The 26,464-nt window shown below is 45.3% G+C and carries 27 protein-coding genes; 14 read left to right on the top strand and 13 right to left on the bottom strand.

Annotated features, from left to right (window positions below):
• Nucleotides 1-15 precede the first annotated feature (15 nt).
• From oxyR to rubA, 4 genes are all read right to left on the bottom strand, one after another.
• On the bottom strand, nt 16-915 hold the full coding sequence (gene oxyR / locus FTT64_RS12365) for a LysR family transcriptional regulator OxyR (RefSeq protein WP_005179377.1): 900 nt from the start codon (nt 913-915) through the stop codon (nt 16-18).
• A 13-nt stretch (nt 916-928) separates the two neighbouring features.
• On the bottom strand, nt 929-1,864 hold the full coding sequence (locus FTT64_RS12360; RefSeq protein WP_045796061.1) for an alpha/beta fold hydrolase: 936 nt from the start codon (nt 1,862-1,864) through the stop codon (nt 929-931).
• Between the two features lie 51 nt (nt 1,865-1,915).
• The gene (locus tag FTT64_RS12355; RefSeq protein WP_005179371.1) at nt 1,916-3,094 is read right to left on the bottom strand and encodes an NAD(P)/FAD-dependent oxidoreductase; all 1,179 of its coding nucleotides are present in this window, start codon (nt 3,092-3,094) and stop codon (nt 1,916-1,918) included.
• Between the two features lie 77 nt (nt 3,095-3,171).
• Nucleotides 3,172-3,336, bottom strand: a complete 165-nt coding sequence (gene rubA, locus FTT64_RS12350) for a rubredoxin RubA (RefSeq protein ID WP_005179369.1) — start codon at nt 3,334-3,336, stop codon at nt 3,172-3,174.
• Nucleotides 3,337-3,840: 504 nt separating this feature from the next.
• Here rubA and FTT64_RS12345 point away from each other — a divergent pair.
• Nucleotides 3,841-4,383, top strand: a complete 543-nt coding sequence (locus FTT64_RS12345) for an adenine phosphoribosyltransferase (protein ID WP_168396777.1) — start codon at nt 3,841-3,843, stop codon at nt 4,381-4,383.
• Between the two features lie 53 nt (nt 4,384-4,436).
• On the opposite strand, the gene FTT64_RS12340 is transcribed toward FTT64_RS12345, so the two are convergent.
• Nucleotides 4,437-4,943, bottom strand: coding sequence for a YqiA/YcfP family alpha/beta fold hydrolase (locus FTT64_RS12340; RefSeq protein ID WP_034598188.1), 507 nt, complete (start codon nt 4,941-4,943; stop codon nt 4,437-4,439).
• A 256-nt stretch (nt 4,944-5,199) separates the two neighbouring features.
• Here FTT64_RS12340 and lysS point away from each other — a divergent pair, with 256 nt between their 5' ends.
• Nucleotides 5,200-6,726, top strand: a complete 1,527-nt coding sequence (gene lysS, locus FTT64_RS12335; protein WP_005179355.1) for a lysine--tRNA ligase — start codon at nt 5,200-5,202, stop codon at nt 6,724-6,726.
• A gap of 94 nt (nt 6,727-6,820) precedes the next feature.
• Here lysS and FTT64_RS12330 read toward each other — a convergent pair whose 3' ends face one another.
• Entirely contained in the window at nt 6,821-7,363 is a 543-nt protein-coding gene (locus FTT64_RS12330) for a hypothetical protein (protein ID WP_016659284.1), read from the bottom strand.
• Nucleotides 7,364-7,688: 325 nt separating this feature from the next.
• On the opposite strand from FTT64_RS12330, the gene cysD reads away from it, so the two are divergent.
• Nucleotides 7,689-8,603, top strand: a complete 915-nt coding sequence (gene cysD / locus FTT64_RS12325) for a sulfate adenylyltransferase subunit CysD (RefSeq protein ID WP_005179347.1) — start codon at nt 7,689-7,691, stop codon at nt 8,601-8,603.
• A gap of 103 nt (nt 8,604-8,706) precedes the next feature.
• Nucleotides 8,707-10,320 carry a sulfate adenylyltransferase subunit CysN gene (gene cysN / locus FTT64_RS12320; protein WP_127800567.1) on the top strand — a complete coding sequence of 538 codons (1,614 nt, stop codon included), beginning with the start codon at nt 8,707-8,709 and terminating at the stop codon, nt 10,318-10,320.
• A 469-nt stretch (nt 10,321-10,789) separates the two neighbouring features.
• On the opposite strand, the gene FTT64_RS12315 is transcribed toward cysN, so the two are convergent.
• Nucleotides 10,790-11,152 (bottom strand): co-chaperone YbbN, encoded by a 363-nt coding sequence (locus FTT64_RS12315; protein ID WP_104487331.1) that lies wholly within the window; start codon nt 11,150-11,152, stop codon nt 10,790-10,792.
• Between the two features lie 130 nt (nt 11,153-11,282).
• Here FTT64_RS12315 and FTT64_RS12310 point away from each other — a divergent pair, with 130 nt between their 5' ends.
• From FTT64_RS12310 to FTT64_RS12295, 4 genes are all read left to right on the top strand, one after another.
• Nucleotides 11,283-12,275, top strand: coding sequence for an NAD(P)H-quinone oxidoreductase (locus tag FTT64_RS12310; protein WP_180182444.1), 993 nt, complete (start codon nt 11,283-11,285; stop codon nt 12,273-12,275).
• Between the two features lie 224 nt (nt 12,276-12,499).
• Nucleotides 12,500-12,670 carry a hypothetical protein gene (locus FTT64_RS12305; RefSeq protein WP_005179332.1) on the top strand — a complete coding sequence of 57 codons (171 nt, stop codon included), beginning with the start codon at nt 12,500-12,502 and terminating at the stop codon, nt 12,668-12,670.
• A gap of 168 nt (nt 12,671-12,838) precedes the next feature.
• Nucleotides 12,839-13,735 carry a YafY family protein gene (locus FTT64_RS12300; RefSeq protein WP_180182445.1) on the top strand — a complete coding sequence of 299 codons (897 nt, stop codon included), beginning with the start codon at nt 12,839-12,841 and terminating at the stop codon, nt 13,733-13,735.
• A gap of 141 nt (nt 13,736-13,876) precedes the next feature.
• Entirely contained in the window at nt 13,877-14,383 is a 507-nt protein-coding gene (locus FTT64_RS12295; protein ID WP_016659280.1) for a hypothetical protein, read from the top strand.
• A 74-nt stretch (nt 14,384-14,457) separates the two neighbouring features.
• On the opposite strand, the gene FTT64_RS12290 is transcribed toward FTT64_RS12295, so the two are convergent.
• A complete protein-coding gene (locus FTT64_RS12290; RefSeq protein WP_005179329.1) occupies nt 14,458-15,774 on the bottom strand; it encodes a hemolysin family protein in 1,317 nt (438 codons plus the stop codon).
• A gap of 124 nt (nt 15,775-15,898) precedes the next feature.
• Nucleotides 15,899-16,888 (bottom strand): LysR family transcriptional regulator, encoded by a 990-nt coding sequence (locus tag FTT64_RS12285; protein ID WP_075167072.1) that lies wholly within the window; start codon nt 16,886-16,888, stop codon nt 15,899-15,901.
• Between the two features lie 637 nt (nt 16,889-17,525).
• Here FTT64_RS12285 and FTT64_RS12280 point away from each other — a divergent pair.
• A complete protein-coding gene (locus tag FTT64_RS12280; RefSeq protein WP_005179327.1) occupies nt 17,526-19,127 on the top strand; it encodes an isocitrate lyase in 1,602 nt (533 codons plus the stop codon).
• 143 nt (nt 19,128-19,270) lie between these two features.
• Here the strand turns inward: FTT64_RS12280 and FTT64_RS12275 are convergent, their stop codons facing one another.
• On the bottom strand, nt 19,271-20,035 hold the full coding sequence (locus FTT64_RS12275; protein ID WP_005179324.1) for a copper resistance protein NlpE N-terminal domain-containing protein: 765 nt from the start codon (nt 20,033-20,035) through the stop codon (nt 19,271-19,273).
• Nucleotides 20,036-20,212: 177 nt separating this feature from the next.
• A complete protein-coding gene (locus tag FTT64_RS12270) occupies nt 20,213-20,677 on the bottom strand; it encodes a copper resistance protein NlpE (RefSeq protein ID WP_005179322.1) in 465 nt (154 codons plus the stop codon).
• A 264-nt stretch (nt 20,678-20,941) separates the two neighbouring features.
• Between FTT64_RS12270 and FTT64_RS12265 the strand changes: the two genes are divergently transcribed.
• Nucleotides 20,942-21,535: a 1-acyl-sn-glycerol-3-phosphate acyltransferase gene (locus FTT64_RS12265; protein WP_127800579.1), complete on the top strand. Its 594-nt coding sequence runs from the start codon at nt 20,942-20,944 to the stop codon at nt 21,533-21,535.
• 164 nt (nt 21,536-21,699) lie between these two features.
• Here the strand turns inward: FTT64_RS12265 and FTT64_RS12260 are convergent, their stop codons facing one another.
• Both FTT64_RS12260 and FTT64_RS12255 read right to left on the bottom strand, forming a co-directional pair.
• Nucleotides 21,700-22,032: a hypothetical protein gene (locus FTT64_RS12260; RefSeq protein WP_168407943.1), complete on the bottom strand. Its 333-nt coding sequence runs from the start codon at nt 22,030-22,032 to the stop codon at nt 21,700-21,702.
• 124 nt (nt 22,033-22,156) lie between these two features.
• On the bottom strand, nt 22,157-22,918 hold the full coding sequence (locus tag FTT64_RS12255) for a 3-oxoacyl-ACP reductase (protein WP_168370105.1): 762 nt from the start codon (nt 22,916-22,918) through the stop codon (nt 22,157-22,159).
• A gap of 143 nt (nt 22,919-23,061) precedes the next feature.
• On the opposite strand from FTT64_RS12255, the gene FTT64_RS12250 reads away from it, so the two are divergent.
• The 4 genes from FTT64_RS12250 (at nt 23,062) to ureC (ending at nt 26,426) form a co-directional block, all read left to right on the top strand.
• Nucleotides 23,062-23,937 (top strand): urease accessory protein UreD, encoded by an 876-nt coding sequence (locus FTT64_RS12250; protein WP_180182446.1) that lies wholly within the window; start codon nt 23,062-23,064, stop codon nt 23,935-23,937.
• Nucleotides 23,938-24,092: 155 nt separating this feature from the next.
• On the top strand, nt 24,093-24,395 hold the full coding sequence (ureA, locus tag FTT64_RS12245) for an urease subunit gamma (protein ID WP_180182447.1): 303 nt from the start codon (nt 24,093-24,095) through the stop codon (nt 24,393-24,395).
• A 9-nt stretch (nt 24,396-24,404) separates the two neighbouring features.
• A complete protein-coding gene (locus FTT64_RS12240; protein WP_127800928.1) occupies nt 24,405-24,713 on the top strand; it encodes an urease subunit beta in 309 nt (102 codons plus the stop codon).
• Nucleotides 24,714-24,725: 12 nt separating this feature from the next.
• Nucleotides 24,726-26,426 carry an urease subunit alpha gene (gene ureC, locus FTT64_RS12235; protein ID WP_180182448.1) on the top strand — a complete coding sequence of 567 codons (1,701 nt, stop codon included), beginning with the start codon at nt 24,726-24,728 and terminating at the stop codon, nt 26,424-26,426.
• The last annotated feature ends 38 nt before the right edge of the window (nt 26,427-26,464 follow it).

The raw sequence follows: 26,464 nt of genomic DNA, 5'->3' as shown, positions 1-26,464 counted from the left end.
TGGGTATTGAAGAACTTAGCTGTGCGAGATTTTTTGCAGAATTTGCAATAACACATCAAATTCGCTTTGCAGCGGAGTACTCTTACGCGTTACTAAGGCCAGGGTACGGGTAGGTGCCGCGTCAATCTGTTTCACCACCAGCTCTGAATTGGCCTGAATCATATTGGTATGAATGGCAATTTCAGGCAGTAAGGTAAAGCCGAGGTTGGCTGATACCATTTCCACCAGAGTTGGTAGTGAGCTGGCTTTTAAACGATGATCATTTTTACGCTCGCCAATCGGGCAGGCACTTAAGGCATGATCACGCAAGCAGTGGCCTTCTTCCAGCAGCATCAGGCGAGACAGGTCCAGATCTTCTAAAGATTTGGCCTGAGCCGAGTGTGCATCGGATTTATGGTGGACCAGTACCAGATTTTCTTTGGCAATTTCGGCAACTTTCAGACTGCGGGTATCAAACGGCAGCGCCAGTAACACCATATCCAGGTTACCATGTTCCAGTTTTTCTACAATTTTTTCACTTTGTGCTTCATGCAGGTGTAACTGGATTTTTGGCAGTTGCTTATGCACTTCATCTAACAGCTGCGACAAAATGAACGGTGCAATGGTTGGAATCACACCTAAATGCAGGTCGCCGGTTAAGGGCTCGCTCATTTCACGGCTTAGGCGCATCAAGTCCTGCGCATCGGCCAATAGAACACGCGCTCGGGCTACAACTTGTTCACCGAGAGGAGTCAAACGTACATTCTGGCGATCGCGTTCAACCAATACGCCACCCAATAAGCGCTCTAACTCCATGATCCCGCCCGACAATGTCGATTGAGTCACGAATGAACGGCGCGCCGCTTCTGTAAAATGCAACGTTTCAGACAGTGTAACGAGGTATGACAGCTGTCTTAAGGATGGTAATGCAGCCATAGTGTCCTAATGCTTATAATTTAAAGTGATGAGCAAATAATTCGCTAAGATATGGAATGAAATGCGGAGGGATATCATGCCCCATTCCTTCAATTAATTCAAATTTAGCGTCAGGTATTGCTTTCGCAACAGCCTTACCATGTGCAGGTGGAAGTAAGCGGTCACGAGAACCATGAACAACCAGCGTGGGCTGTTGGATCTGCTTGTCCAGACTGCGCAATGAGCCTGTACATAATATTGCTAAAAACTGCTGAAGTACACCCGCTGGATGGTAACTTCGCTGATATAATTTACGGGCGGTCTGTACCGCTTCCATTTCATTCAGATAACCTGGCGAACCAATCACTTTAAACAGTTTCAGGCTGTGGTTAATAATACCTTCTTCATCATTGGATGCCGGCTTGCCCACTAAGCTGAACAGCTGTTTTGGGAAAGGAGGCGGTAGGAAAGGCTGGTTGTTGCTGGTAAACAATAGTGCCAGTTTTCTGACCTTGTCCGGATAGCGGGCCGCCAGAATCTGTGCAATCATGCCGCCCATTGAAGCGCCAATCACATCAACCTGTTCCAGCTCCAGTTTATCAATCAGCAGGGCCACATCATCGGCCATATCATACAGGTTATAAGGCGCCCCCTGATTTTCTAAACCCAAGGCAAAACGGCCCATCAGTTTTAGGGTATTCAGGCGCTCGCCCTGATGGCGTACTTTGGAGGACAGGCCAATATCGCGGTTATCAAAACGGATGACCCGAAAGCCTTGGTCAATGAGTGACTTGCAGAAAAAGTCCGGCCAATACAGCAGCTGCGCGCCCAAGCCCATGACCAGTAAAATGGTCGGATTGCCAATTTCGCCGCCCATTTCGACATGCAATTCAATGCCATTGCCCAAGTCGACTTTGGTTTCGTGCATAAAACTGCTGTAAGGTGAAACATTTAACCGCAAACTATTCATTCTTATATTCCTTTCTTCAAGGTGAGCGCGCACCCCTGATGGATTAAAGCGCTAAACTGCCGCTGGAATCAAGTCAGGAACAAGTTTACTTAAAGCCAGGCGCTGTTTGCCGGCTGTTGGCCCGAGCAGCACAAAGCCGCGTAAGGTGGCAGTGCTGTCAAAGGCTTTGGCAATCATGCCATCGTCCAGTTCTTCATTTTGCCATGTCACTTCCACATCTACCGGGGCCGGTAACACCGTTAATGGTGCCGCCGGGGTTTTCACTGCAACCGGCATAGCCGGGTAGTGCACTTGTGTGGTTTCACCATTTAAGGTTTTGGCCAGGGCACGTGCCTGCTGCATGATTGGCATGACATACGGCAATAAAGTCCCGTTGACTTCAGCGCAGTCGCCCACTGCATAAATATCAGCCAGGTTGGTTTCCAGTAAGCCATTGGTGAGCACGCCGCGACTGGTATGAATGCCAGCTTCTTTGGCTAAAGTAATATTCGGCTGTAAACCGACGGCGGACAGTACCACATCAGCGCTCAGGCTACGGCCATCGGCCAGTGTCACCAGATAATCACCCTTATCCAGTTTTGATACTTTATCGACCGTGGTGCCCAAGACAAAATGAATCCCAGTTTCTTCCAGGTTCTGTTTAAATGCAGTGGCAATAAATTCAGGCAATAAACGGCCCAGCGGTTGAGGTGCCAGATCAATCACCGTGACTTGATGCTCGGTATTTTGCAGGTCATTGGCAAATTCACAGCCAATCAGGCCCGCGCCTAAAATCACCACACGTTTGTCCTGACGCGCTGCCAGCTGTTCGCGGAAGGCTTTATAGTCATTTAAATTATTGACCACGTGAATATCATCACTGCCATCACCTGAAATGGCCAGACGAATCGGGTTGGCACCGACTGCCAGTACCAGTTTGGCATAGGCTTGCTGGCTTTCGACGCCATCTTTCTCTAAAGTCAGCAGATGCTGCTCGGCATCAATGGCTTTGACCCAGGTATGCACTTCAATACGCATATTCAGCTGTGCCCCCATTTTTGCGGCATCCCCCAGCGCAATCTGTTCGGGTGCTTTTTTGCCGGCCAGGGCATTGGAGAGGGTAGGTTTTGCATAGTTGATTGCATCATCTGCGCAAATCATGACCAGTTCCTGTTCAGGGTTCAGTTTGCGAAATTCACGGGCGACTGTATAGCCAGCCATACCAGAACCAATGATGACAATCGGATGCATTATTTTCTCCATAAAAGGTTGAGCATAAGTTTCAAGACATAAAAAAAGACCATGCAGTTATGGTCTTCGAGGCGTACTTAGATTTCGACCATTTCAAAATCGACTTTAGATACGCCACAGTCCGGGCAGGTCCAGTCATCTGGAATATCTTCCCATTTGGTGCCCGCGACGATGCCATCTTGCGGCCAGCCTTCTGCCTCGTCATAAATCCATCCACAAACGATGCATTGATACTTTTTCATTTGACTCTCCAAAAGCCGATCTTCAATAAACCTGACCGGCAAAAAATTCCCTAACCAGCATGACTCAGTTGATATGATTTTAACACTTCATATTCGCTTAAATTTTTACGCAGTTATGAGGTTAAAGTAAAGTAAATATCGGAGTCTAATGCTTCATTTCTAAAGCTGAATGGCTAAGAAGGACAAAATTTATCTTTAAAATCTCAAACATTGCATAGTGTCGGACAATATGCACACTAAAAACCAGCGCAAATCTTTTCAAAATATATGAGAGATCATCTAAATTTCGACTAAAGTCGGACAGCTATTTTTGCTTAAATAGGCTATTCTATAATTAGAATAATCTATATTGGTTATTTAGTATAAAAATACCAATAATAAAAACAATGATTTACTAATTTTAATCAGGTTTTATTTAAACCTGAAGGGCGGATTTTGGCTGGTCTTCGCGGTCAAGACGCTGTAAAATTCACCTATTCTTTTTAATCTCTCTCCGATCTCCTTATGAGCAAGCTGTCTACAACGTTGTGGTCTCACATTCGTACTGTCCAAAACTTTCCTAAAGCCGGTATTTGTTTTTATGACTTGACCCCTTTATTCATGAAAAATATTGGTCCGTTGACAGATGCTTTAATTGAAAGTATTCCTGCAGAAAAGCTGGCTGAAGTAGATAGCTTTATTGCGGTAGAAGCACGTGGTTTTGTGCTGGCCAGCCTGTTGGCACAGCGTACTGGCAAGGGCTTATTGCTGGTGCGTAAAGCCGGTAAATTACCACCACCGGTAGTGGGTGTGGGTTATAGCCTGGAATACGGTCTGGACCGTCTGGAAATGGCGGCGGATGTCACCGGTCAGAAAGTTATTATTGTGGATGATGTATTAGCGACTGGCGGTACCTTAAAAGCAGTGAAACAACTGGCGGAAAAATGTCAGCATGAAATTCTGGGTGCGAGCATTTTCCTGGATTTACCAGATTTACACGCAGATTTGGGTCTGAACATCTGGTCGGTACTGGATGAACGCTCTAAGCCGATGGAAGCAGTTGCTTAAGTCTGAGCACTACCCTGTGAAACATAGAAAGCCTTGCCGAGTGCAAGGCTTTTTTATTTGTGCAGTGATTGCTGTTCCAGTTGCCAGATTAAAGGATTGATATTTTCCGGACATACCAGTCGATGATGACCGCCTTTAAAAGCATGAATTGGCATGTAATTTTCCAGCTGGGTTTGTACCCAGTGCATGTCCAGCTGTTCATCGCCGAGTTCCAGATAGGCCAGCTGCGGAATATCATGGTCCAGTTCCTGTTCGGAAATCTGCGGATAGTCCGGTCGAAAGTCGGGCTGTAAACTCGGATTGGCAATCACGCAGGGAATACCATGCAGCGCCGACATCTTTAAGGCCCAATAGCCGCCGAGGCTATGTCCGACAATAATTTCAGGCTGGATTTTAACAATAATATCGTTATAGAAACTGGCCACCGTCTGGTAGTTCAGATTGCGATAATCCACGGTAATACAGTATTTTTTATCTGCGCAGATGGCATGAAACTTACTCGATTCACGTGAGGAATCCAGCCCATGCAGAAATAGGATTTTCGAGGTGCATCTATTCATTGTTTTCATTCACACTCAAGCATCTATTGAATAGTTGAAAAGTTCCCTTTTCAATTAATTTCTCCTGCTTATTGTAAGAGTGGTGGCGCAAGAAAGAAGTTAGCTATTGGTCTAACAGTTCAGCAAAAGGCGAGGTGCTGTTTAGCAGAGGTTTAGAAAATGAAAAAAATGGCTTAGGATTCAGCAGAGCATACGAAAAGCCAAATAAATCTGCTATGCTATTGCACTTCATTTTTTAGTAATTTTCGAGGCAGAGATGACGCAACCAAACGCTCAGTCGACTTCTGAACCCACTATTTCCGAAAACGATTTAATTGCACAGCGTCATGCCAAGTTAAAGCAAATCCAAGAAAAGGCTCAGGAAAGCAACAGCAGCCCATGGCCGAACACCTTCAAGCGTGAACATTACGCGCAAGATTTACAAGAACAGTTTGCCGACAAATCTAAAGAAGAAATTGAAGGCGGCGACAAGGTGTATGTGTCGGTGGCTGGCCGTGTCATGCTCAACCGTGGTTCGTTTATCGTAATTCAGGACATGACCGGTCGTATCCAGCTGTATGTGGCCCGTAAAGAACTTAGCCCTGAAACCTTGGAAACCATTAAAGGTTTGGACCTGGGCGATATTATTGCTGTTAAAGGTTATATCGGCCGTTCAGGCAAAGGCGATTTATATGTGCATATCGAGCACTTTGAATTGCTGACCAAATCGCTGCGTCCATTACCAGACAAGTTCCATGGCCTGACCGATACTGAAGTGAAGTATCGTAAGCGTTATCTGGACCTGATTGTAAACGAAGAAACCCGTAAGACTTTTGAAATTCGTGCCAAAGTGGTATCGGGCATCCGTGCGTTTTTAACTGAAAAACGTTTCATGGAAGTTGAAACCCCAATGATGCACGTGATTCCAGGTGGTGCATCGGCGCGTCCATTTGAAACCCATCATAATGCACTGGATATGCCATTATTCCTGCGTATTGCGCCAGAACTTTATTTAAAACGTCTGGTGGTGGGCGGTTTTGAACGCGTGTTCGAAATTAACCGTAACTTCCGTAACGAAGGTGTATCGACCCGTCATAACCCGGAATTCACCATGATTGAATTCTATCAGGCTTATGCAGACTACAAAGATTTGATGGAACTGACCGAGCAGATGCTGGAGAAACTGGCCATCGACATCTTGGGTTCGACCGATGTGCCGTATGGCGATGAAGTGTATAGCTTCAAAGGTCCGTTCAAGAAAATCTCGATGTTTGATGCGATTCTTGAGCACAACCCGCAATTCACCCCTGAAAACGTGAATGACCGTGAATTTCTGGCCAACTTCGTACAAAACGAATTGAAAGAGCAGGTAAAACCAGGATTTGGTTTAGGCAAGCTGCAAACCATCGTGTTTGAAGAAACAGTTGAAACTCAACTGCGTCAGCCAACCTTCATTACTGAATACCCGGCAGAAACCTCGCCGCTGGCACGCCGTAATGATGAAAACCCGCACATCACTGACCGTTTTGAATTCTTCATTGGTGGTCGTGAGCTGGCAAACGGCTTCTCAGAGTTAAATGATCCAATTGATCAGGCAGAGCGTTTCCAGGCACAGGTAGCTGAGAAAGATGCTGGTGATGATGAAGCGATGCACTACGATGCAGACTTCGTTGAAGCACTGGAATATGGCTTGCCACCTACAGCAGGTGAAGGGATCGGGATTGACCGTCTGGTGATGTTGTTCGCCAATGCACCAAGTATCCGTGATGTGATTTTGTTCCCGCATATGCGTCACAAGAACTAAAATCTGCTACATCAAATAACCCGCGAATCTCGCGGGTTATTTTTTTGTTTGAGTATCATCAAGCTATACGTAAAGCACAGATCAGAAGAATCGCTTAGATTAAACTGGTCTGAATACGCACTTTCATGTTCAGGCTTTGCTGCACAATAAACGATTTCATCCACTGCACCTGTTCACCCATTGGATTGGTTTTGACTGCGGTGTCGAGGAAGGCCAGTTCCGGGCGCTGGAACAGTTGCTGTTCAATGGCCTGTTCCAGCTGGCTTGAGGTGGAGGCCAGTGGCATGCTGACCAGATAAAAGGCCTTTGGATAATTATAAAAGGCATACATCAGGTTAAAGGCTTTCTGGTCACCTTTTAAATTGCCGGCACCAATTTCATAACCGCGATCCTGATTACTGTGGGTCAGACCAATCAAAAACTCGATATTATGGTCCGAAAGTCGTAGACCAAATTGCAGCCCGATCTGATCGGCACTGAACTCGTGCTGGACAAAGGTATTTAGTGCAGAACCATCTTCATCAAACGCTTCCTGCAACACCAGCATGTGCTGCTGATGCTGATACAGAAAGCCGGCAAGCTGCGCCTGTTCCAGCTGGGCTTTTAAGGTGGCTAAATCGTAATGACTATAAGGCATGGGAGCAATCAGAAAAAATTAAAATTTGTTTTATTTTAGGTGTTTCACTTGGAAAATGAAGCGATCTATTAGAGCTTTTAACAATAACTCAATAGATAGAAGTGAGCATAAAAAACGGCGACTGGAAAATAGTGATTAGGCTAAAAATAAGCGATGCTGTGCAGGGTATGAGTAAACTTTGATAGCAATATCAGTAATCCTGTATATGACGTTTTTGCATATTAATATAATAAAACAAGCAATAGTACAGATAACTAAATCTCTATAATGAATATAAATTTTATAAAGTGTAATAAGTACACGTTGATTTAAGCTGGTGTTGTCCATGTCATTAAATGAGGAAAGACTTACTCATCTGAAACAGCTTGAAGCTGAGAGTATTCATATCATCCGTGAAGTTGCTGCCGAGTTTGAAAATCCGGTTATGCTGTACTCGATTGGTAAAGATTCTGCGGTGATGCTGCATCTTGCCTTGAAAGCCTTCTATCCTGCAAAACTTCCATTCCCTCTGTTACATGTCGATACAGGCTGGAAATTCAAAGATATGATTGAATTCCGCGACAACATGGCCAAGAAACATGGTTTTGATCTGATTGTGCATCAGAACCAGGAAGGCCGTGACGCCGGAATCAATCCATTTGATCATGGTAGCTCAAAATACACCGACATCATGAAAACCCAGGGGCTGAAACAGGCGCTGGACAAATACGGTTTTGATGCTGCATTTGGTGGTGCGCGCCGTGACGAAGAAAAATCACGTGCCAAAGAACGTGTCTATTCTTTCCGTGATTCCAAACACCGTTGGGACCCGAAAAACCAGCGTCCAGAACTGTGGAACCTTTATAACGGTAAGGTCAACAAGGGCGAAAGCATTCGTGTGTTCCCATTGTCGAACTGGACCGAGCTGGACATCTGGCAATACATTTATCTCGAGCAGATTCCAATTGTTCCGTTGTACTTTGCTGCTGAACGTCCAGTGGTAGAACGTAGTGGCACGCTGATTATGGTTGATGATGAGCGTATGCGTTTACATGAAGGCGAAGTACCACAAATGAAATCGGTACGTTTCCGTACACTTGGCTGTTACCCACTGACCGGTGCAGTTGAGTCAGGCGCAGATACCTTGCCTGAAATTATTCAGGAAATGTTGCTGGCCACCAGCTCGGAACGTCAGGGTCGTATGATTGACCATGATGAAGCCGGCTCGATGGAGAAGAAGAAGCAAGAGGGCTACTTCTAATTTCTCCCGACCTCTCTTTAGACAAGAGAGGAAATTCCCTCTGGGTAAAAGGGGGATACAGGGAGATTAAACCGGTTTCTAAAGAATTTGTGGAGTTTGAGCAATGTCTCATCAATCAGAACTCATTAGCCAAGATATTTTGGCCTATTTAAAACAGCACGAAAATAAAGACTTATTGCGTTTCCTGACCTGCGGTAACGTCGATGATGGTAAATCGACCTTAATTGGTCGTCTGCTTTATGATTCAAAACTGATTTATGAAGATCAGTTGCAAGCGGTAACCCGTGACTCGAAAAAAGTCGGGACGACAGGGGATGCACCTGACCTGGCTTTACTAGTCGATGGCCTGCAGGCAGAACGTGAGCAGGGTATTACCATTGATGTGGCGTATCGCTATTTCTCGACTGAAAAGCGTAAGTTCATCATTGCCGATACCCCGGGACATGAGCAATATACCCGTAACATGGCCACTGGTGCATCAACTGCGGATCTGGCGATTATTTTAATTGATGCACGTTATGGCGTGCAGACCCAAACCCGTCGTCATACCTTTATTGCCAGCCTGCTGGGTATTAAGAACATTATTGTTGCCATCAACAAAATGGACCTGGTGGAATTCTCTGAAGCGCGCTTTAATGAAATTCAGGCGCAATATAACGAGTTCGTGAACCAGCTTGGTGACCGTAAACCGGCCAATATCATTTTCACGCCAATTTCTGCCCTGAATGGCGATAACGTGGTGAACAAGTCGGCCAATACTCCGTGGTACAGCGGCGAAACTTTGATGGAAACGCTGGAAAACGTGGAAATTAGCCGGACTTCAGGTAAAAACGAATTCCGCTTCCCGGTGCAATATGTCAACCGTCCAAACCTCGACTTCCGTGGTTTTGCCGGCACCATTGCTTCGGGCGACATCCGTGTGGGTGATGAAATTGTCGCTTTACCATCAGGCAAACGTTCTACCGTCAAAGACATTGTAACTTTTGATGGCAATTTAGAACGTGCATTTGTCGGTCAGGCGGTTACCCTTACCCTGAATGACGAAATTGATATTTCACGCGGTAACCTGCTGGTCAAAGCGGGCGATCAACCGGAAATTTCACGTTCTGCACGCGCAACTGTGGTGTGGATGAATGATCAGCCACTGGTCAAAGGCAAGCTGTACAACATTAAGCTCGGTACGCAAACTGTTCCAGCCAAAATTGCTGAAATTAACTATCGTGTAAACGTGAATACGCTGGAAAAAACTCAGGTAGAGCAGCTGGAACTGAACGCGATTGCTGATGTTCAGATCGAGTTTGATGCGCCAGTGGTATTTGACCGTTATCAGGACAGCCGTTATACCGGCTCGTTTATTTTCATTGACCGTTTAAGCAACGTGACCGTTGGTGCGGGTATGGTGGAAGCGGCGGTAGAATGGACCGCACATGATGAACCTGTGACTGCGGAAGACCGTGCTGCCCGTTTAGGTCAAAAACCTGCTGCGGTGACTGTCACTGCACAAGCACTGGAAAATGCACAAGCGCTGGAAAGCCTGCTGATTCAGCAAGGTGTAGTTGCAATTGCAAAAGCGGGTCTGAATGCTGCTCAAGTGGCATTACTTCGTGAAACTGGTGTTGTGGTGGTCACCGATGTTGCTGAAGGCACTGACGTAAGCTATGGCACCGAAGCCGTTGAAGAACTGGCTGAGAAAATTGTGGAGCTGGTTCGTCTATAAGACTGGGCTGGTTAAAGAAAACCTACCGCAAGGTGGGTTTTTTTATGGCTTTTAGATTCTTGGTGGTACTGCTGTGTCTATTTTAAACTTAATGATCTACGCGAATATTCTTACTCTATACAATCTGGTGTAGAGCGGGAAGATACACAAGATTTTATTTATATTGCGCTTATGTTTGGCTGTGCCAGTAGAGTTCAGGCAGAGCAATCAAAGTGTGGTTACGATTAAATGACGAATAATTGAAAAATCCATCGAGAGTGATCAGGAGAATTTTCAATCTGCTTATCATAGTGCAAAAAATAGCAGTCGCTGCGCTAAGCATAGTGCTGATCATCGGGCGGATGACTATTCACCACTTTACTATCCGGAGGAGAGGGGTGAGCGTATGCTCAAGGGCGATCAGACGTGGTTTTAACCCACTAAATTTTAAGGTGGGCAATCTAAACTTCAGTGAAATAGAAAATAGCATTTATTCTCTTAAATCTACAGGCTGAGAAGAATCATCCAAAAGCTGCGCTAGAATAGATTTCATCTCTGTCAGACTTTTGACCCCTGCAATTCTGTGGATGATCTGTCCCTGCTTGAAAATCAGGGTCGAAGGTAATCCATAGACATGATAACGCAGGGTGAGAATAGGAGATTGATCGACATTGATCTTGCCAAATTTAATCTCTGGCTGATGGTGGGCATAATAGCCGGCCAGTTCGGCAAACACCGGAAAATTCTGTACGCAGGGTGCACACCAGTCTGCATAAAAGCGGATCACGGCAAAGCCATCAAACCATTCAAATTCACTGTAATTATTTTCGTTATAGTCGATGACTTGGGTCATGGCTCACCTGAGTTATCAATCTGCGAAATATACATCTCATTATACATAAGTCCGGCTTGGCTTCATTCCGTCATTTATCTATGTTCAAATAGAGCACAGAAAACTTGCACTGAACAATTAAGGAAAATCCATGTCACAAGCGACGATGCAGCAGGTCATTATTACAGAACCAGGCGGCCCGGAAAAACTGGCCTATGAAAGTGTGGCTATTCCGACACCGGCAGCCAATGATGTGCTGGTTAAGGTTCATGCCTTTGGTTTAAACCGCCCGGATATCTTGCAGCGCCAAGGCCTTTATCCAATGCCGAAAGGGGTGACGCCTGTGCCGGGGCTGGAAGTGGCAGGTGAAGTGGTAGCGGTAGGCGAAGAGGTCAGCAAATTTAAAGTCGGCGATAAAGTTTGTGGCCTGACCAATGGCGGTGGCTATGCAGAATACTGCGTGGTTCCGGAAAGCCAGACCCTGACCATTCCTGAAGGCTTGGGTTTTGTACAAGCTGCGGCTATTCCAGAAACCTTCTTTACCGTATGGGCCAATGTGTTCCAGATGGGACAAGCCAAGGCTGGCGAAACAGTACTGGTACATGGAGGCAGCAGCGGTATTGGTACCACAGCGCTGATGTTATGTAATGCGCTGGGCATGAAAACCTTTGCCACTGTGGGTTCAGATGAAAAAGTTGCAGCTATTTCACACCTGACCACCGCCATTAACTACAAGACACAAGATTTTGAGCAGGTGATTAATGAGCAGACTGACAATGGCGGCGTCGATGTTATTTTAGATATCGTTGGTGCACCTTATCTGGAACGTAACCTGAACTTGTTACGCCGTGATGGTCGTCTGGTTTATATCGCGTTCTTGGGCGGTGCCAAAGCCAAAGATGTGAAACTTGGCCCGATTATGATGAAGCGCCTGACCATTACCGGTTCGACCATGCGTGCGCGTAATACTGCAGAAAAAGCTGAAATTGCCCAAGGCTTGCAAGACACAGTGTGGCCATTATTGAGCAAAGGTGAATGTCTGCCGATGATTTTTAAAACCTTTAAATTTGATCAGATCCAGGAAGCGCATGCGGCCATGGATACCGGTGATCATATTGGCAAGGTTGTGGTAGAAATTATTTAATTCGGCATCTAAAAAAGACCGGCTATAGCCGGTCTTTTTTATGCTCATCTCAAGTTAGTACATTGATGTTTATTACTTAAACTGTACAAGTTTTACTAAAAATTAAAATATATGTGATGTATTTGACACAACCTGTCGAAACTGTGTTGTACATTAGCCCACATCCAAAACAGACATCATAAAAATAAACTGGATATTTCAATGAAGAGACAGAGGGCAAAATCATGAGAATTTCATCTACAGCATATACCACCACCCAGAATATACGTGCTTTAAGGCGCATTCATCGGGCCATTATCCGTCAAAAAATAGGTCTGGCAGATATCCACCGGGTGTATAGTGCCATGCTGCATTTAGAGCGTTATGTTGATCGCCTAGATCAGAATAAGCCTTAAGTCTAAGCTGAATGCAGCCTTGTGATACGTATTTTGATTTACTTTTAACGTAAATGTATTTAAAGTTTTGGTCTAATTATTTATATGATTTTTATTTAATAAATTTTAATTTACGGTTGTTTAATTGATAGAAAAAACAGTGCCTTAAAACAGCACCATGAGGGTATCATGAAGTGTGTTACTTCAACACATGAACGACTGGCTGAACGGCTGGTCAGTATTTTAACCAAACTCAATGTAGGGCATCAGCTGAGTATTCCGGAACTGGCCCAGGAATTTAAAGTCAGCACCCGCACCATTGAACGTGACTTTGATCGGCTGAATGCCTATCTACCTTTATTGCAGGACAAACGCAGCAAAAAATACTATCTTGATGCTTCCTATTTGGGACGGTTTAAACTTCAGGATATCCAGAACTTTGCCCAGTTGTCGGGCATTAGCGATCTTTATCCCTCGCTGGATATTTCGTTCCTACGTGAGCTGATGGATCATCGTGCCAATCTGGTGTTTTCCGCCAAAGGTTATGATTATGAAGACAGTAGCCAATATGCCGAACATTTTAAAACCCTGACCCAAGCCATTCAGCAGCGTCAGTACATTGGCTTTGTCTATAAAAACAAGTCCCGTCGGGTGCAGCCTTATCGCCTGATTCATCATCATGGTAACTGGTATCTGGCTGCGGTGCATTCGGATACCTTAAAAGTGTATCGCCTGAGCCTGATTGAGCAGATTGAACTCAGCTATGAACTGGATCCGTTTGAGCATGATCCGGCTATTCTGCAACAGCTGGAAGATGAAGAAGGCATCTGGTTCGGTCATGAACAGCAGGAAGTGCATTTATCGGTTGCGGCAGATGCTGCAGTGTATTTTAAACAGCGCCGGCTGTTTCCAAAGCAGCAGATCCTGGAAGAAAAGCCGTGTGGCAGCCTGCTGATTTCCTGCCAGATTCGCCATCATATTCAGCTTTATCCGCTGGTGCGCTACTGGATTCCCTATGTCAAAATTGTAGCGCCGCTGTATTTACAAACTGAGCTGGAGCAGAGCCTTAGCCATTATCTGCATTAATTCGTATTGTGGGTATGCATTTGAGTTTTGATGACCATTAAAACTGGCCCCCTTATTCCTGTCATAATTGCTACGGAATCTGTCGAGCTTTAAGCGAAATTATGCGAAAATAGTCTTTTACTTTTTGCCCAAGGCTATTTCATGATTGACCAGTCTCCTGAATCTTTAAGCGATATTGAAATTATAGACATCCTTCAGAGTATGAAGAATGATGTGCTCAATAGCGAAGCCAAAGAGATTATCCGCAAAGGTGGAAAAGTGGGACGTCAGGAAGCGCATAAACAGGCCTTGGTGGCATTGCATCAATCTTTTGAAGAAAAATTTGTTGAAGCGGTGACGCTGGCATTGAGCCTAAATGAAGCCCAAGCCAAAAAAATCCGCTATAAAAAAGACCGGATTCGTATTTTAAAAGCCCGTCAGATTGATTATCTGGCCATTGATGGCGCAGAAACCGCCCAGGTACTGGCACAAATTGCACAAGCTATTGTCCGTGAAGATGCGATTGTGACCCATGACCTGCACAATATTTTCCCGTTCTGGAAAGAAGGCTGGCCAATGGTGCAGTTCGACAGCGCCTATAAAATTCTGGAAGATGACATTGCCATTCACTATCAGGCGGTGCTGGATGAATTGCTGCGTCAGTTTTAAGTGAATTGCTGCATGAAAAAAACCTTCTAGAGTCTAGAAGGTTTTTTTATCGCTCTTGATTAGAGAAAGATAGATTATTCCTGTTCCGGCGGTTGGTTATTTTCCAGTAAACGTGTCACCAACAGCTGGTCAATTTTAAAATGATCGACATCGACCACTTCAAATTTATAACCGCCATATAACACGGTATCGGCTGGACGCGGAATCTTGCGCAGTTGATACATCATAAAACCGGCCAGAGTTTCATAGTTTTCTTCATCGGGCATCTCTTCAATTTCAAGCGCATGTTTCATGTCTTCAATTGGAGTACTGCCATCAATCAGCCATGAATTATTATCACGTTTAATAATCTGCTGTTCTTCTTCAATAGGGGTTACCCAGTCGCCCATTACGGTAATCATAATATCGGACAGGGTAATGACGCCGACCACCAGTGCATATTCATTAATCACCACCGCAAATTTTTCTTTGGTTGAGCGGAAGCGGTCCAGCACTTCAGACAGAGTCAGGGTATCGGGAATGGTGAGTACATTACGAATGGTTGATTCATTCAGCTGGTTAATTTTCTGGTTATTTAGAATCCGTACCAGAATGTCTTTGGCATCGACATAGCCAATCACCTGATCAATATTTTCATTACAGACCAGAAATTTGGAATAGGGAAATTCGGCCAGTTTCTGGCGAATGCTGTCTTCGGCTTCATTTAGGGTAAAGTACACCACATTTTCACGCGTGGTCATGCTGGATGGGACATTACGTTCTTCCAGTTCAAACACGTTTTCAATAAAGTGATGTTCCTGTTTTTGCAACACACCCGCTTGGGCGCCGGCATCCATCACCGCGGAAATATCATCAAAGGTAATATTGTCATCGCGGATGGTATTGACCTTAAACAGCCGGAACAGCATATTGGCGATGGCATTAATAAACCAGGCCAGCGGTTTGCAGACGGTAATAAATACCTGCACCGGATTGATCACGGAAATAGAAATTTTCTCTGGTGCAATCATGGCCAGGCGTTTCGGCATCAGGTCGGCGAACAGAATAAATAAAGAGGTGACTAAGGTAAAAGACAGCGCGAAGCTGAGGGTTTCGGCCCACGGTCCGGTATAGAAGCGGGTGACAAAATCGTAGAAATACGGGCGAAAAGCACCTTCACCTAAAATACCGCCTAAAATGGCAATCGCATTCAAGCCAATTTGCGAGGCGGCAAAAAAGTCTGCCGAGTTTTCCTGTAAATCCAGCACTTTTTGCGCACGTTCATCTCCGGCTTCAGCCAGAATTTTTAATTTGACCTTACGCGCACCGGCCAGGGCGATCTCGGTCAGTGATAAAAAACCTGCTCCTGCAATCAGTATGAAAATAATAACAATGTTCTGGAAGAGGCTCACGAATCCACCTGCGGATTTTTATTCTGAATATTTTTAACGTCAAAAACATCGAGTAGTGCACCGGGCACTACTCATGTTCATCTTAGTATAAGCTTTAAAAAGAGAGATTTATGAGCGTTTTTTGTCAAAATTGAGAAAATTGTGAGTTATTCATTAAAAACTCACGGTTTTCTTCTTCAATCATTTGACGGGCCACATACAGAATCAGCTGGCGTAACCAGCGATGCGCCGGATGATGATGCAGTAACGGACACCAGGCCATCTTCAATTCAAATTCCGGAATATAAAACGGCGGGTCTTTAATCAGCAGATTCTGGCTTTTGGCCTGTAAACGGGCAATTCGGGTCGGTAAGGTAGCTACCAGATCCACATTGGATGCCAAGAGTGCCGGCATCTGATAATGACGGGTAAATACCGAAATCTTACGTTTTTGACCAATCCGCTCCAGTGCCTGATCAATCCAGCCTAATCCGGCCTGTTTTTCCGGATTAACGCCAAAGCCAACGCCCATACCGGTTTTAGAGACCCAGATATGCTGTGCATCTAAATAGCTTTTGAGGTTCAGGTTACTGGCCGCCGGGTGTTTCTGATTGAGTAGACAGGAAAAACTGTCACGCCAGACCAGTACCTGGTGGAAACTTTGCGGAATTTCATTAAAGCGGTTGATGGCTAGGTCTACCTTGCCTTGTTCCATGTCACGATAGGAGACATCACTTGGGGTCAGAAAGTCGAGCACCACATTTGGCGCTTCAGAACGCAAGGCTTTGACCAGACGCGGCACCAGAGTGGCTTCGGCATAGTCTGAAGTCATAATCCGGAATACGCGATTAGAGGTATACGGGCGGAACTCGGTACGGGGTTCCAGAATCATGGATAAATCGGACAGGGCATCACGAATACGCGGTTGTAATTCAAGTGCGCGTTCGGTCGGGGTCATCCCTTCAGATGAACGGATGAGCAGGGGATCATTAAATAAGTTACGTAGACGACGTAAAATGTTACTCATGGCGGGTTGGGTAACGCCCAATTGTTCAGCTGCTCGAGTGACATTTTTTTCGCGAAGTAATACGTCCAGGTAAATTAGTAGGTTGAGATCGACCCGCTCCAGATTCATAAAAAAAATACCGAAAATAAACCCAAGAAATTATTTGGATTATGCCATAAGCCTGAAGGCTTGGGTAGAACAATTACCGAAAAAGCCTGTTCCCTGATCGGATCAATTCCTGCATATTTACCGGGTTTTTCGGCCCAATTCGCGCGGGGTTTAAGCGGCTTATATCAGCGCGTGTCGGGTTGATTCAAACCTCATCGCATCCACCTGCAGAAATGCTTGAGTTGAGCGACTCAACACAAGCATGGTCTTCTTCTATTCACTGTCAGGTTGGGTCTACCAGGCTAAAAATAAGCCGGATATTGCCTTGATTTTGTACGGAAAAAGCCGTACCCGACTTAAGTATAATGAATATAAAAAAAGCAAATGGTGTGTTTTTTAATCGGTTATTTGAATTGTAAAATAAAATTTATTTAATAAAAATCAAATATTTGTTTTGTAATATAAATTTTCGGATACGACTTTGATCTACATATTTTTTAAATAAATAGTGAAGATTCTTTGAGGATATTGGATTAATTTTCTAACTCACTCTAATCTGTACCCAACACGACGAAGTGCTCTAAATCTGAACACATCCAGAGGTATGATTTTAGTCATTTCGTTGGAGAAAATCCTAAAATTAATACAGGAAAATATCATGACTACATACCAAACAGCGATTGATGCAATCCGCGAATTGAAAGCGAAATTCGGTAACACTTGGGCAGACATCAGTCCTGAAGATGCTGCGCGTATGCAGATGCAAAACCGTTTCAAAACTGGTTTAGACATTGCTAAATATACAGCTGCGATTATGCGTCGTGATATGGCTGAATACGATGCAGACAGCAGCAAGTATACTCAATCATTAGGTTGCTGGCACGGTTTCGTTGCGCAACAAAAAATGATTGCGAACAAAAAATACTTCGGTACAACCTCTAAGCGTTATATCTACCTGTCTGGCTGGATGGTTGCTGCACTTCGTTCAGAATTCGGTCCACTTCCTGACCAATCTATGCACGAAAAAACTTCTGTTCCTGCATTGATCGAAGAAATCTACACTTTCTTACGTCAAGCTGACGCAAAAGAATTAAACGATTTGTTCCGTGCACTGAAAAAAGCACAAGACGCAGGTGATACTGCTAAAGCAGCTGAAATCACTGCTCAAATCGACAACTTTGAAACTCACGTTGTGCCAATTATTGCCGACATCGACGCTGGTTTCGGTAACGAAGAAGCAACTTACTTACTTGCGAAGAAAATGATCGAAGCGGGTGCTTGTGCACTGCAAATCGAAAACCAGGTTTCTGATGCGAAACAATGTGGTCACCAAGCAGGTAAAGTAACTGTTCCACACGAAGACTTCATCGCGAAAATCCACGCGCTTCGCTATGCGTTCCTGGAAATGGGTCTTGACGACGGTATCATCGTTGCACGTACTGACTCTGAAGGCGCTGACTTGACTCAAAAAATCCCAGTGGTTAAAGAGCCAGGCGACATCGCTTCTCAATACATCAGCTACTTAGACACTCAAGAAATTGACATCTCTGAAGCGAAAGAAGACGAAATCCTGATCAAGCGTGATGGTAAATTACACCGTCCTAAGCGTTTAGCATCTGGCCTGTACCAGTTCCGTGAAGGCACTCAAATTGACCGCGTTGTACTTGACTGTGTAACCAGCTTACAAAACGGTGCTGACCTGCTTTGGATCGAAACTGCAACGCCTAACGTTGAAGAAATCGCTCACATGGTGAACCGTGTACGTGAAGTTGTGCCAAATGCGAAGCTTGTTTATAACAACTCTCCATCGTTCAACTGGACTTTAAACTTCCGTCAACAAGCGTACGACCGTTGGGTTGCTGAAGGTAAAGATGTATCTGCATACGACCGTGCTAAGTTAATGAGTGCTGAGTACGACAACACTGAATTAGCTGCTGAGGCTGACGAAAAAGTACGTACATTCCAAGCAGATGCTTCTCGTGAAGCGGGTGTATTCCATCACTTAATCACACTTCCGACTTACCACACAGCTGCTCTGTCTACTCACGAGCTTGCTCAAGGTTACTTCGGTTCTGAAGGTATGTTGGCTTATGTTGCTGGCGTACAACGTAAAGAAATCCGTGGCGGTATCGCTTGTGTGAAACACCAAGCAATGGCGGGTTCTGATATCGGTGATGACCACAAAGAAATCTTCGCTGGTGACAACGCGCTTAAAGCGGGTGACGATGCGAAAAACACAATGAACCAGTTCAACGGCTAATCGTTAGACGGTTTAGAAAAAACCCTGCATCTGCAGGGTTTTTTTATGCTTGAATAAAAAGAATAAATAAGAAAGAAAAAAGAAGATCAGTACAGCAAGATAAAAAGAAACGGCAGAATAGAAAATGAAAGAAAAAAGAAAAGCTATTTCACCTTAATATAGTCCGCCACCGCATTGTCCGGATAATTAAAGCTGATTTTATTGTAGCGGGTTTGCTGGGCCGGAATAGGTTCTAAAAAGCTTTCATCAACCAGCGCGTTATATTCCTGATAGTTTTGATCGACCAGAATAATATCGCTGACTTTCAGTTTTAGCGGCTGATCTGACTGGTTATGAATACGCATATAGTAGTCATGCGCTTTGACGGTATCGGTAATATCGCGAAAGCTTAAGCTATCAATATGTTCGGCCTGAATGTCGGCATGTTTCAGCGCATTGCTGACTTCAATGGTCGCAACACGTTCCAGTTTTAGTGCTGGCTGTTTGGATGAGGCATCTACAAGTTCCAGCCCGTTTGCTGTGGGCTGCAATTGTTGAATCTGTTGATCAGTACTGATTAATTGGGCAGTCTGTTCATTGGTATAGCTGACCTGACCTTGTGTATTCTGGCTACGCTGACGGCGAGCATAGATACGGGTATCTTGCAGGCTGTAGCTCTGATCCGGATGAATCTTTAACTCAAGAATACGCTGCTGGCAATCATCACAGTCAAGGATGGTTTTGTAGTGACCGGCCAGCGGCTCCGGCTGTGGTGCTGCTGTTTCAGCAGCAGGCATTAGGCTGTCTTGCGGTTGGGTTTCAGTTTGGGCCTGGGCATTGCTCATGGTACTGCTTTTTTCAGCTTGCCCACCGCAACCACTTAAACACAAGGACAAGGTGCTAATTGCAAGAAGAGGACGAGATAACATGGCAACAGATCAATCTTTGGATAAGGTATTAAACATAAACTTTTCGGGCATATTCGCCTAGAGCAGAGGGCTAAATTGAGCCGCTGTTTTGTAGCAAATTTTATCGCGGGCAAAAACCGTTTTGAAACAAGAAAAGCCACCAAAATGGTGACTTTTAGCGATGCTAGATCTTGTGCTTTATTGCAGGTCTTTTTGCAGACGATAATTCTGGCTGGCATCAATATTGTCGCCATTGTTGACATCGCGCGCTTCAATAAAGTTTTCACCGACAAAGAATTTACGGTTATTGGCAGCCTGATCCAGAATAATAACGGCAGGATCATTCGGGTCAAATTCAAACGTACCGGTAATTTTGGACTCCTGACCATTGGCACGACCCAGGAATTCTTCACTCAGCTCATAAGTTTTATCCATTTTTAGCTCAAGCTCGGTTTCAATGCCCTGGCAGTCGCTACACGGCAAGACCCCTTTATATTCTCCCGGCCAGTCCAGTGCGGTGGCGGCTGTATCATTGGCGCTCATGTCAGTGGCTGCGGCAGGCGAGGTGGTTTCTGCATCGCGGGCGGTTTCAGGGGTTTTATTGTTATCACAGGCGGCCAGTAACAGCGCCGTGAGGGCAAGGCTCAGAATTTTTATTTTCACCGATCAATCTCCTGACAGGACAGATAGGGTCAGCATAGCCTGATTGTAAAAATTGCCCTGTTGGGTTTCTGTGAGTATTTATTTTCAGTTTCCGGCATCCGGTTTATTTAAGAAAAACCCGAAAGATTGGCAGGAATGGCGATTGACGGTTTGGCTAATTGTATACATTTATATATTAATTGATTAAATATTCGGCAATCTGCTCTTTTTTAAATCTGTTGAGTTGTTAAACTTCGCGCAATTTTTATTGTGTGGATTGTGCTTGTGTTTGAGAAGTTGGCAGAACAGAGCTTGGGGTTGATGGGCTGGGAAATTGACAATCACTGGCCGCTGGATTTGGACCAGTGTGTGATGATTGCCGCGCCGCATACCAGTAACTGGGATGCACTATATGCACGTTTGGCGCTTAAAGCCTTGGGCGTGAATGTTCGCCTGACCATTAAAGACAGTTATATGAAGTTTCCGTTTGGGCCTTTTGTCCGTGCAATGGGCGGAATTGGCATTGACCGTCGTCCGAAGGCAGCCGGTGAGCAGCGTCCGAGCATGGTGCAGCTGATGAGTGATTTGTTCAAGCAGCATCCCAAGCTGGTGATGCTGGTTACGCCAGAAGGTACACGTGCCAAACAGGAACAGTGGAAAACCGGTTTTTACCATGTGGCAGTAACGGCTGGCGTGCCGATTGCATTGGCCTATATGGACTACGCCCAGAAAAAATGTGGGGTGGGTAAAATTGTCTATCCATCGGGAGATATGGAAAAAGACATGGCCGAAATCATGGCGTTTTATGCCAGCATTGCCGCCAAATTCCCGGAACAGTTTAGTGTCGATACTCGTTACTATGCAGAACCGGCTGAATAGTCACTCATTGTTAAAAAAACAGAAGACAGGGCATCGACCCTGTCTTTTCATTTATGCACTTTCAATATCAACATTGGCCGTACATCAAGATGTGAGAGATTGAAGCTTCTCTCTGATTGATCCGCTGTTTTGTGTGATCAAACTTCTAAATATCTAATTTTGATTTAAGGCTGTTCTGCTTTGGGGGAAATCCCGCCCAACGATTGGCAGGCTGCGGTATAAAGCTGATATTGCTGCTGCACAATTTCATCCACCGCCAGGCTGGATTGCTGTTCACCTTCCCGATATTGCTCGACATAACGGCTGGCTTTTTGCCGGGCGGCAACCAGCGCATGTTCGTGATAGCTGTTAATAGCACTATGGGTCATCAGCGTTGTTTCAATATTGTGGCATTCAAATTGCGCCAGCAATTGTTCAGCGCGTTTTAATTCTTGGGAGTTACCGAACATACAGGCGCTCAGCAGGGTACAGCAGGCCAAAGCAAACAGGGGTTTCATGTTAGCAAAATAGTGAAGAGAGGATGGACCATAGTCTAGCGAATTCAGCCCACCTCTAGCATGACAAACCGGTTTAACTGCTTAAAAATTAGTTTATTGTGATAAAAGTCACACAAAACTGCAGTTAACCTTTGACCAGACCGCCATCGACAATCAGGTTTTGCCCGGTGACTGCACGCGAATACGGTGACAGGAACATCATAATGGCAGCAGCAAATTCTTCCGGGGTGGTAACGCGGCGTAGTGGCGTCGAGGCAGCAATTAAATCAAATACCGCATCTGGCGTGGCTTTGCTGGCATCGGTGGTTTGGAGCAGCCCGCCAGACAACATATTCACGTTAATACCATATTGGCCCAGATCATGCGCTGCAGTACGGGTAAAGGCCAACAGTGCGGCTTTGGCGGTGGTGTAGTCATGATAAGGCACCACCGGATTCTGCACGAGGTTGGTACCAATATTCACAATACGGCCAAATCCGGCAGTTTTCATATCCTCAAGCGCTGCTTGGGTGGTATTGAGGGCAGCCACAACTGCACCATCAAACTGTTGCTGCATGATGGCCGGCGTCAGATCTTCGACTTTGGGACGGGCATCACCATTAAACTCAAAGTTAATTAAGGCATTGTTGATGACACTATGAATGGCCTGACCAAAATGCGCCTTGGCTGCGGCAAAGAGTGCCTGCACCTGGGCTTTGTCAGTGACATCGGCCTGATAGGCAAAGACCTGCTCAGGATACTGTTGCACCAGTTGCTCGGCAGCAGCGGCACTGTTTAAATAATTTACCACTACACGCGCCCCTTCCGCCAATAAGGTTCGGGTAATCGCCAGGCCTAAACCGCGTGCGCCGCCAGTCACTAAAACAATTTGATCACGAATTTGCATATTGTTCACATCCTCATTCCCTATGCAGATGCACCATAGCAAGAAATGGCAGTCAGCCAAAGCGAAATCTGCGCCGATAGAAACTGGTGCAGTTATTGCTTAATGCCAGGGCATAGACTTCAAAAAGATACGAATTGAGCAAAATGAATCAGCTGGTGGTAACAGAAGTGAAGCCTGCGGTGCAATATTGGTTTGCACAGCTCGAACTTGGCTTTAAAGGCGCAGAAAATCGCACCGTATTGGAACATCGTAAACATCATGGTCCTGTTCGGGTGCAAAAAATGCTGTGGCCGGAAAAAACCGGGGTGTGCCACGCCATTATTGTGCATCCACCGGCAGGCATTGCCGGGGGTGATCATTTAACCTTTCAGATGTCGGCAGAGCAGGCCGCACATGCCTTGGTGACCACGCCGGGTGCAGGAAAATGGTACAAGACCAATCAAAAACAGGCTTTCCAACATATTGATATTACAGTTAAAGATGCCTCTATTTTTGAATGGCTACCACAAGAAACCATGCTCTTTAATGGTGCACATGCCAATTCTGAAACCAGAGTTATTTTGGAGGATGTCGCCAGTTTTATTGGTTGGGATATGTTGGTACTGGGCCGTCAGGCGCGCCATGAAACATTTATCGAGGGCAGTTATCAAAATCGATTTCAGCTGTACCGGAACAATAAATTACTGGTCACTGACCGTTTGAGTTTTAGTGGCAATGACCGCTGGCTCAGCTCCTGTTTGGGAATGAACGGTCATGCAGTCATGGCTAGCTTCTGGGCAGTGCCGCCAGAAAAATTCCGCTCAAAATTCTATTTAGATCAGCAGATTGATCAAATCCGTGAGCTGATTATGCGCATGGATATTAAGGTGACGTTAACCCTGCTGGATGATGTGGTGACAGCACGTTATCTGGGGGATGACGTACGCCAGTGTCATGATGCCTTTGCCGCAATACGTGCCAAGCTGCGCCGTGACTGGTTTGATTTAGATGAAGAATTTCCGAGGATTTGGCGGACATAAAATGAAGTTCTCCCTCCCAATGGGAGGGAGCTAGAGGGAGGGTAAATACATTGGGTTTATTACCTCTCCCTAACCCTCTCCTGAAAGGAGAGGGAATATCATTTTTTAGCACACATTTTGCATTACATCCTTTAGAACAAATTTAGGAACGAGATATGGAACTCAATCCCACTGAAAAAGACAAAATGCTGATTTTTACTGCGGGCTTGGTGGCCGAACGTCGTAAAGCACGTGGGCTAAAACTGAACTATCCCGAGGCGATTGCTTATATTTCTGCCGCGTTGTTAGAAGGCGCGCGTGATGGTATGAGCGTGAGTGAGCTGATGCATTACGGTACCACGTTATTAAAATGTGAAGATGTGATGGAAGGTATACCGGAAATGATTGCCGAAGTTCAGGTTGAAGCGACTTTTCCAGATGGCTCAAAACTCGTCACTGTGCATCAACCGATTGTCTAGGAGTCAAACATGATACCTGGAGAAGTGATTACCCCTGATTTAGATATTGAAATGAATGTGGGGCGTCAGACCTTAAAAATGACCGTGGCAAATGCCGGTGACCGTCCGATTCAGGTCGGTTCACATTTTCATTTTTATGAGGCCAATGATGCCTTGCAGTTTGACCGTGAAGCGGCACGAGGTTTTCGTTTAAATATTGCCGCAGGCACAGCGGTACGTTTTGAGCCGGGTCAAAGCCGGGATATTGAACTGGTGGCTTTAGCCGGTAAACGCGAAGTCTATGGCTTTGCCGGTCGTGTCATGGGTCCATTGGATTAAGGAAAAATTAAAATGAAAATGTCACGCCGTGCCTATGCGGAAATGTTTGGTCCAACGGTAGGCGATCGGGTTCGTTTGGCCGATACCGAACTGTTTATTGAAGTGGAACAAGACCTCACCACTTATGGTGAAGAAGTTAAATTTGGTGGTGGTAAAGTCATTCGTGATGGAATGGGGCAGTCACAACTTTTGGCTGATGACGTTGCCGATACCGTCATTACCAATGCTTTAATTGTAGATTGGTGGGGCATTGTTAAAGCTGATGTCGGTTTAAAGAACGGACGTATCTGGAAAATTGGTAAAGCCGGCAACCCTGATATTCAGCCGGATATTACCATTCCACTTGGTGCTGCTACTGAAGTGATTGCAGGTGAAGGACAAATTTTAACACCAGGTGGTGTGGATACCCATATTCATTGGATTTGCCCACAACAAGTGGAAACTGCACTCATGTCAGGCGTCACCACCATGATTGGTGGCGGTACAGGTCCTGCAGCAGGCACATCGGCAACGACGGTGACTCCGGGTCCTTGGCATATTTCCACCATGCTGCAAGCCATTGACGATTTACCCATGAATATTGGTTTATTGGGTAAAGGTAACCTCAGTCAGCCTGAACCGATTGCCGAGCAAATTCGTGCAGGTGTAGTGGGTTTAAAACTGCATGAAGATTGGGGCTCGACACCTGCAGTGATTGATAACTGTTTGACTGTGGCAGATGAATTTGACGTGCAAGTCGCAATTCATACCGACACTTTAAATGAAAGTGGTTTCTTGGAAGAAACGTTGGCGGCATTTAAAAACCGTACCATTCACACTTATCATACCGAAGGTGCCGGTGGTGGACATGCGCCTGATATTTTAAGAGCCATTGGTCAGCCAAATGTGTTGCCATCGTCGACCAATCCAACCCGTCCTTATACCATCAACACCATTGATGAACATCTGGATATGTTGATGGTCTGTCACCATTTAGATCCTGCAATTTCGGAAGATGTGGCGTTTGCGGAAAGTCGTATTCGCCGTGAAACCATTGCTGCGGAAGATATTTTGCAAGACTTAGGCGCAATTGCCATGATGTCATCGGATTCGCAAGCGATGGGGCGTGTTGGAGAAGTGGTGATACGCACATGGCAAACCGCACATAAAATGAAAGTGCAGCGTGGACCTTTAGAGGGTGACAATGCCACGCATGACAATCATCGTGTGAAGCGTTATATCGCCAAATATACGATTAACCCTGCGATTACCCATGGTTTAAGTCATGAAATTGGCTCGGTGGAAGTCGGTAAACTGGCCGATTTAGTATTGTGGAAGCCCGCATTTTTTGGTGTAAAACCATCGATGATTATTAAAGGCGGGATGATTGCGGCAGCGCCAATGGGCGATATTAATGCGTCAATTCCAACACCGCAGCCAGTGCATTATCGTCCGATGTTTGGTGCCAATGCCCGTGGTGTGCATAACACCTGTATTACGTTTTTGTCGCAAGTGGCGATTGATGCGAGTGTGCATGAAAAGCTAGGGCTGAAAAAGTTGATTAGCCCATGTAAAGGCACACGGGATATTCAGAAGAAAGATATGAAGCTGAATACTTACTGCCCTGTGATGGAAGTTGATCCTGAAATTTATGAGGTTCGGGCGGATGGGAAATTACTGACGTGTGAACCTGCGGAAGTGTTGCCGATGGCACAGCGGTATTTTTTGTTTTAAGAATCTCCCTAAATCCCTCTTTAAAAAAGAGGGACTTT

Origin of the sequence: Acinetobacter sp. Q186-3, assembly GCF_013420655.1 — a bacterium.
Classification (GTDB): domain Bacteria; phylum Pseudomonadota; class Gammaproteobacteria; order Pseudomonadales; family Moraxellaceae; genus Acinetobacter; species Acinetobacter indicus.
The sequence above is the reverse complement of the archived record's forward strand: the minus strand, read 5'-3'. Positions and strand labels throughout refer to the sequence as shown.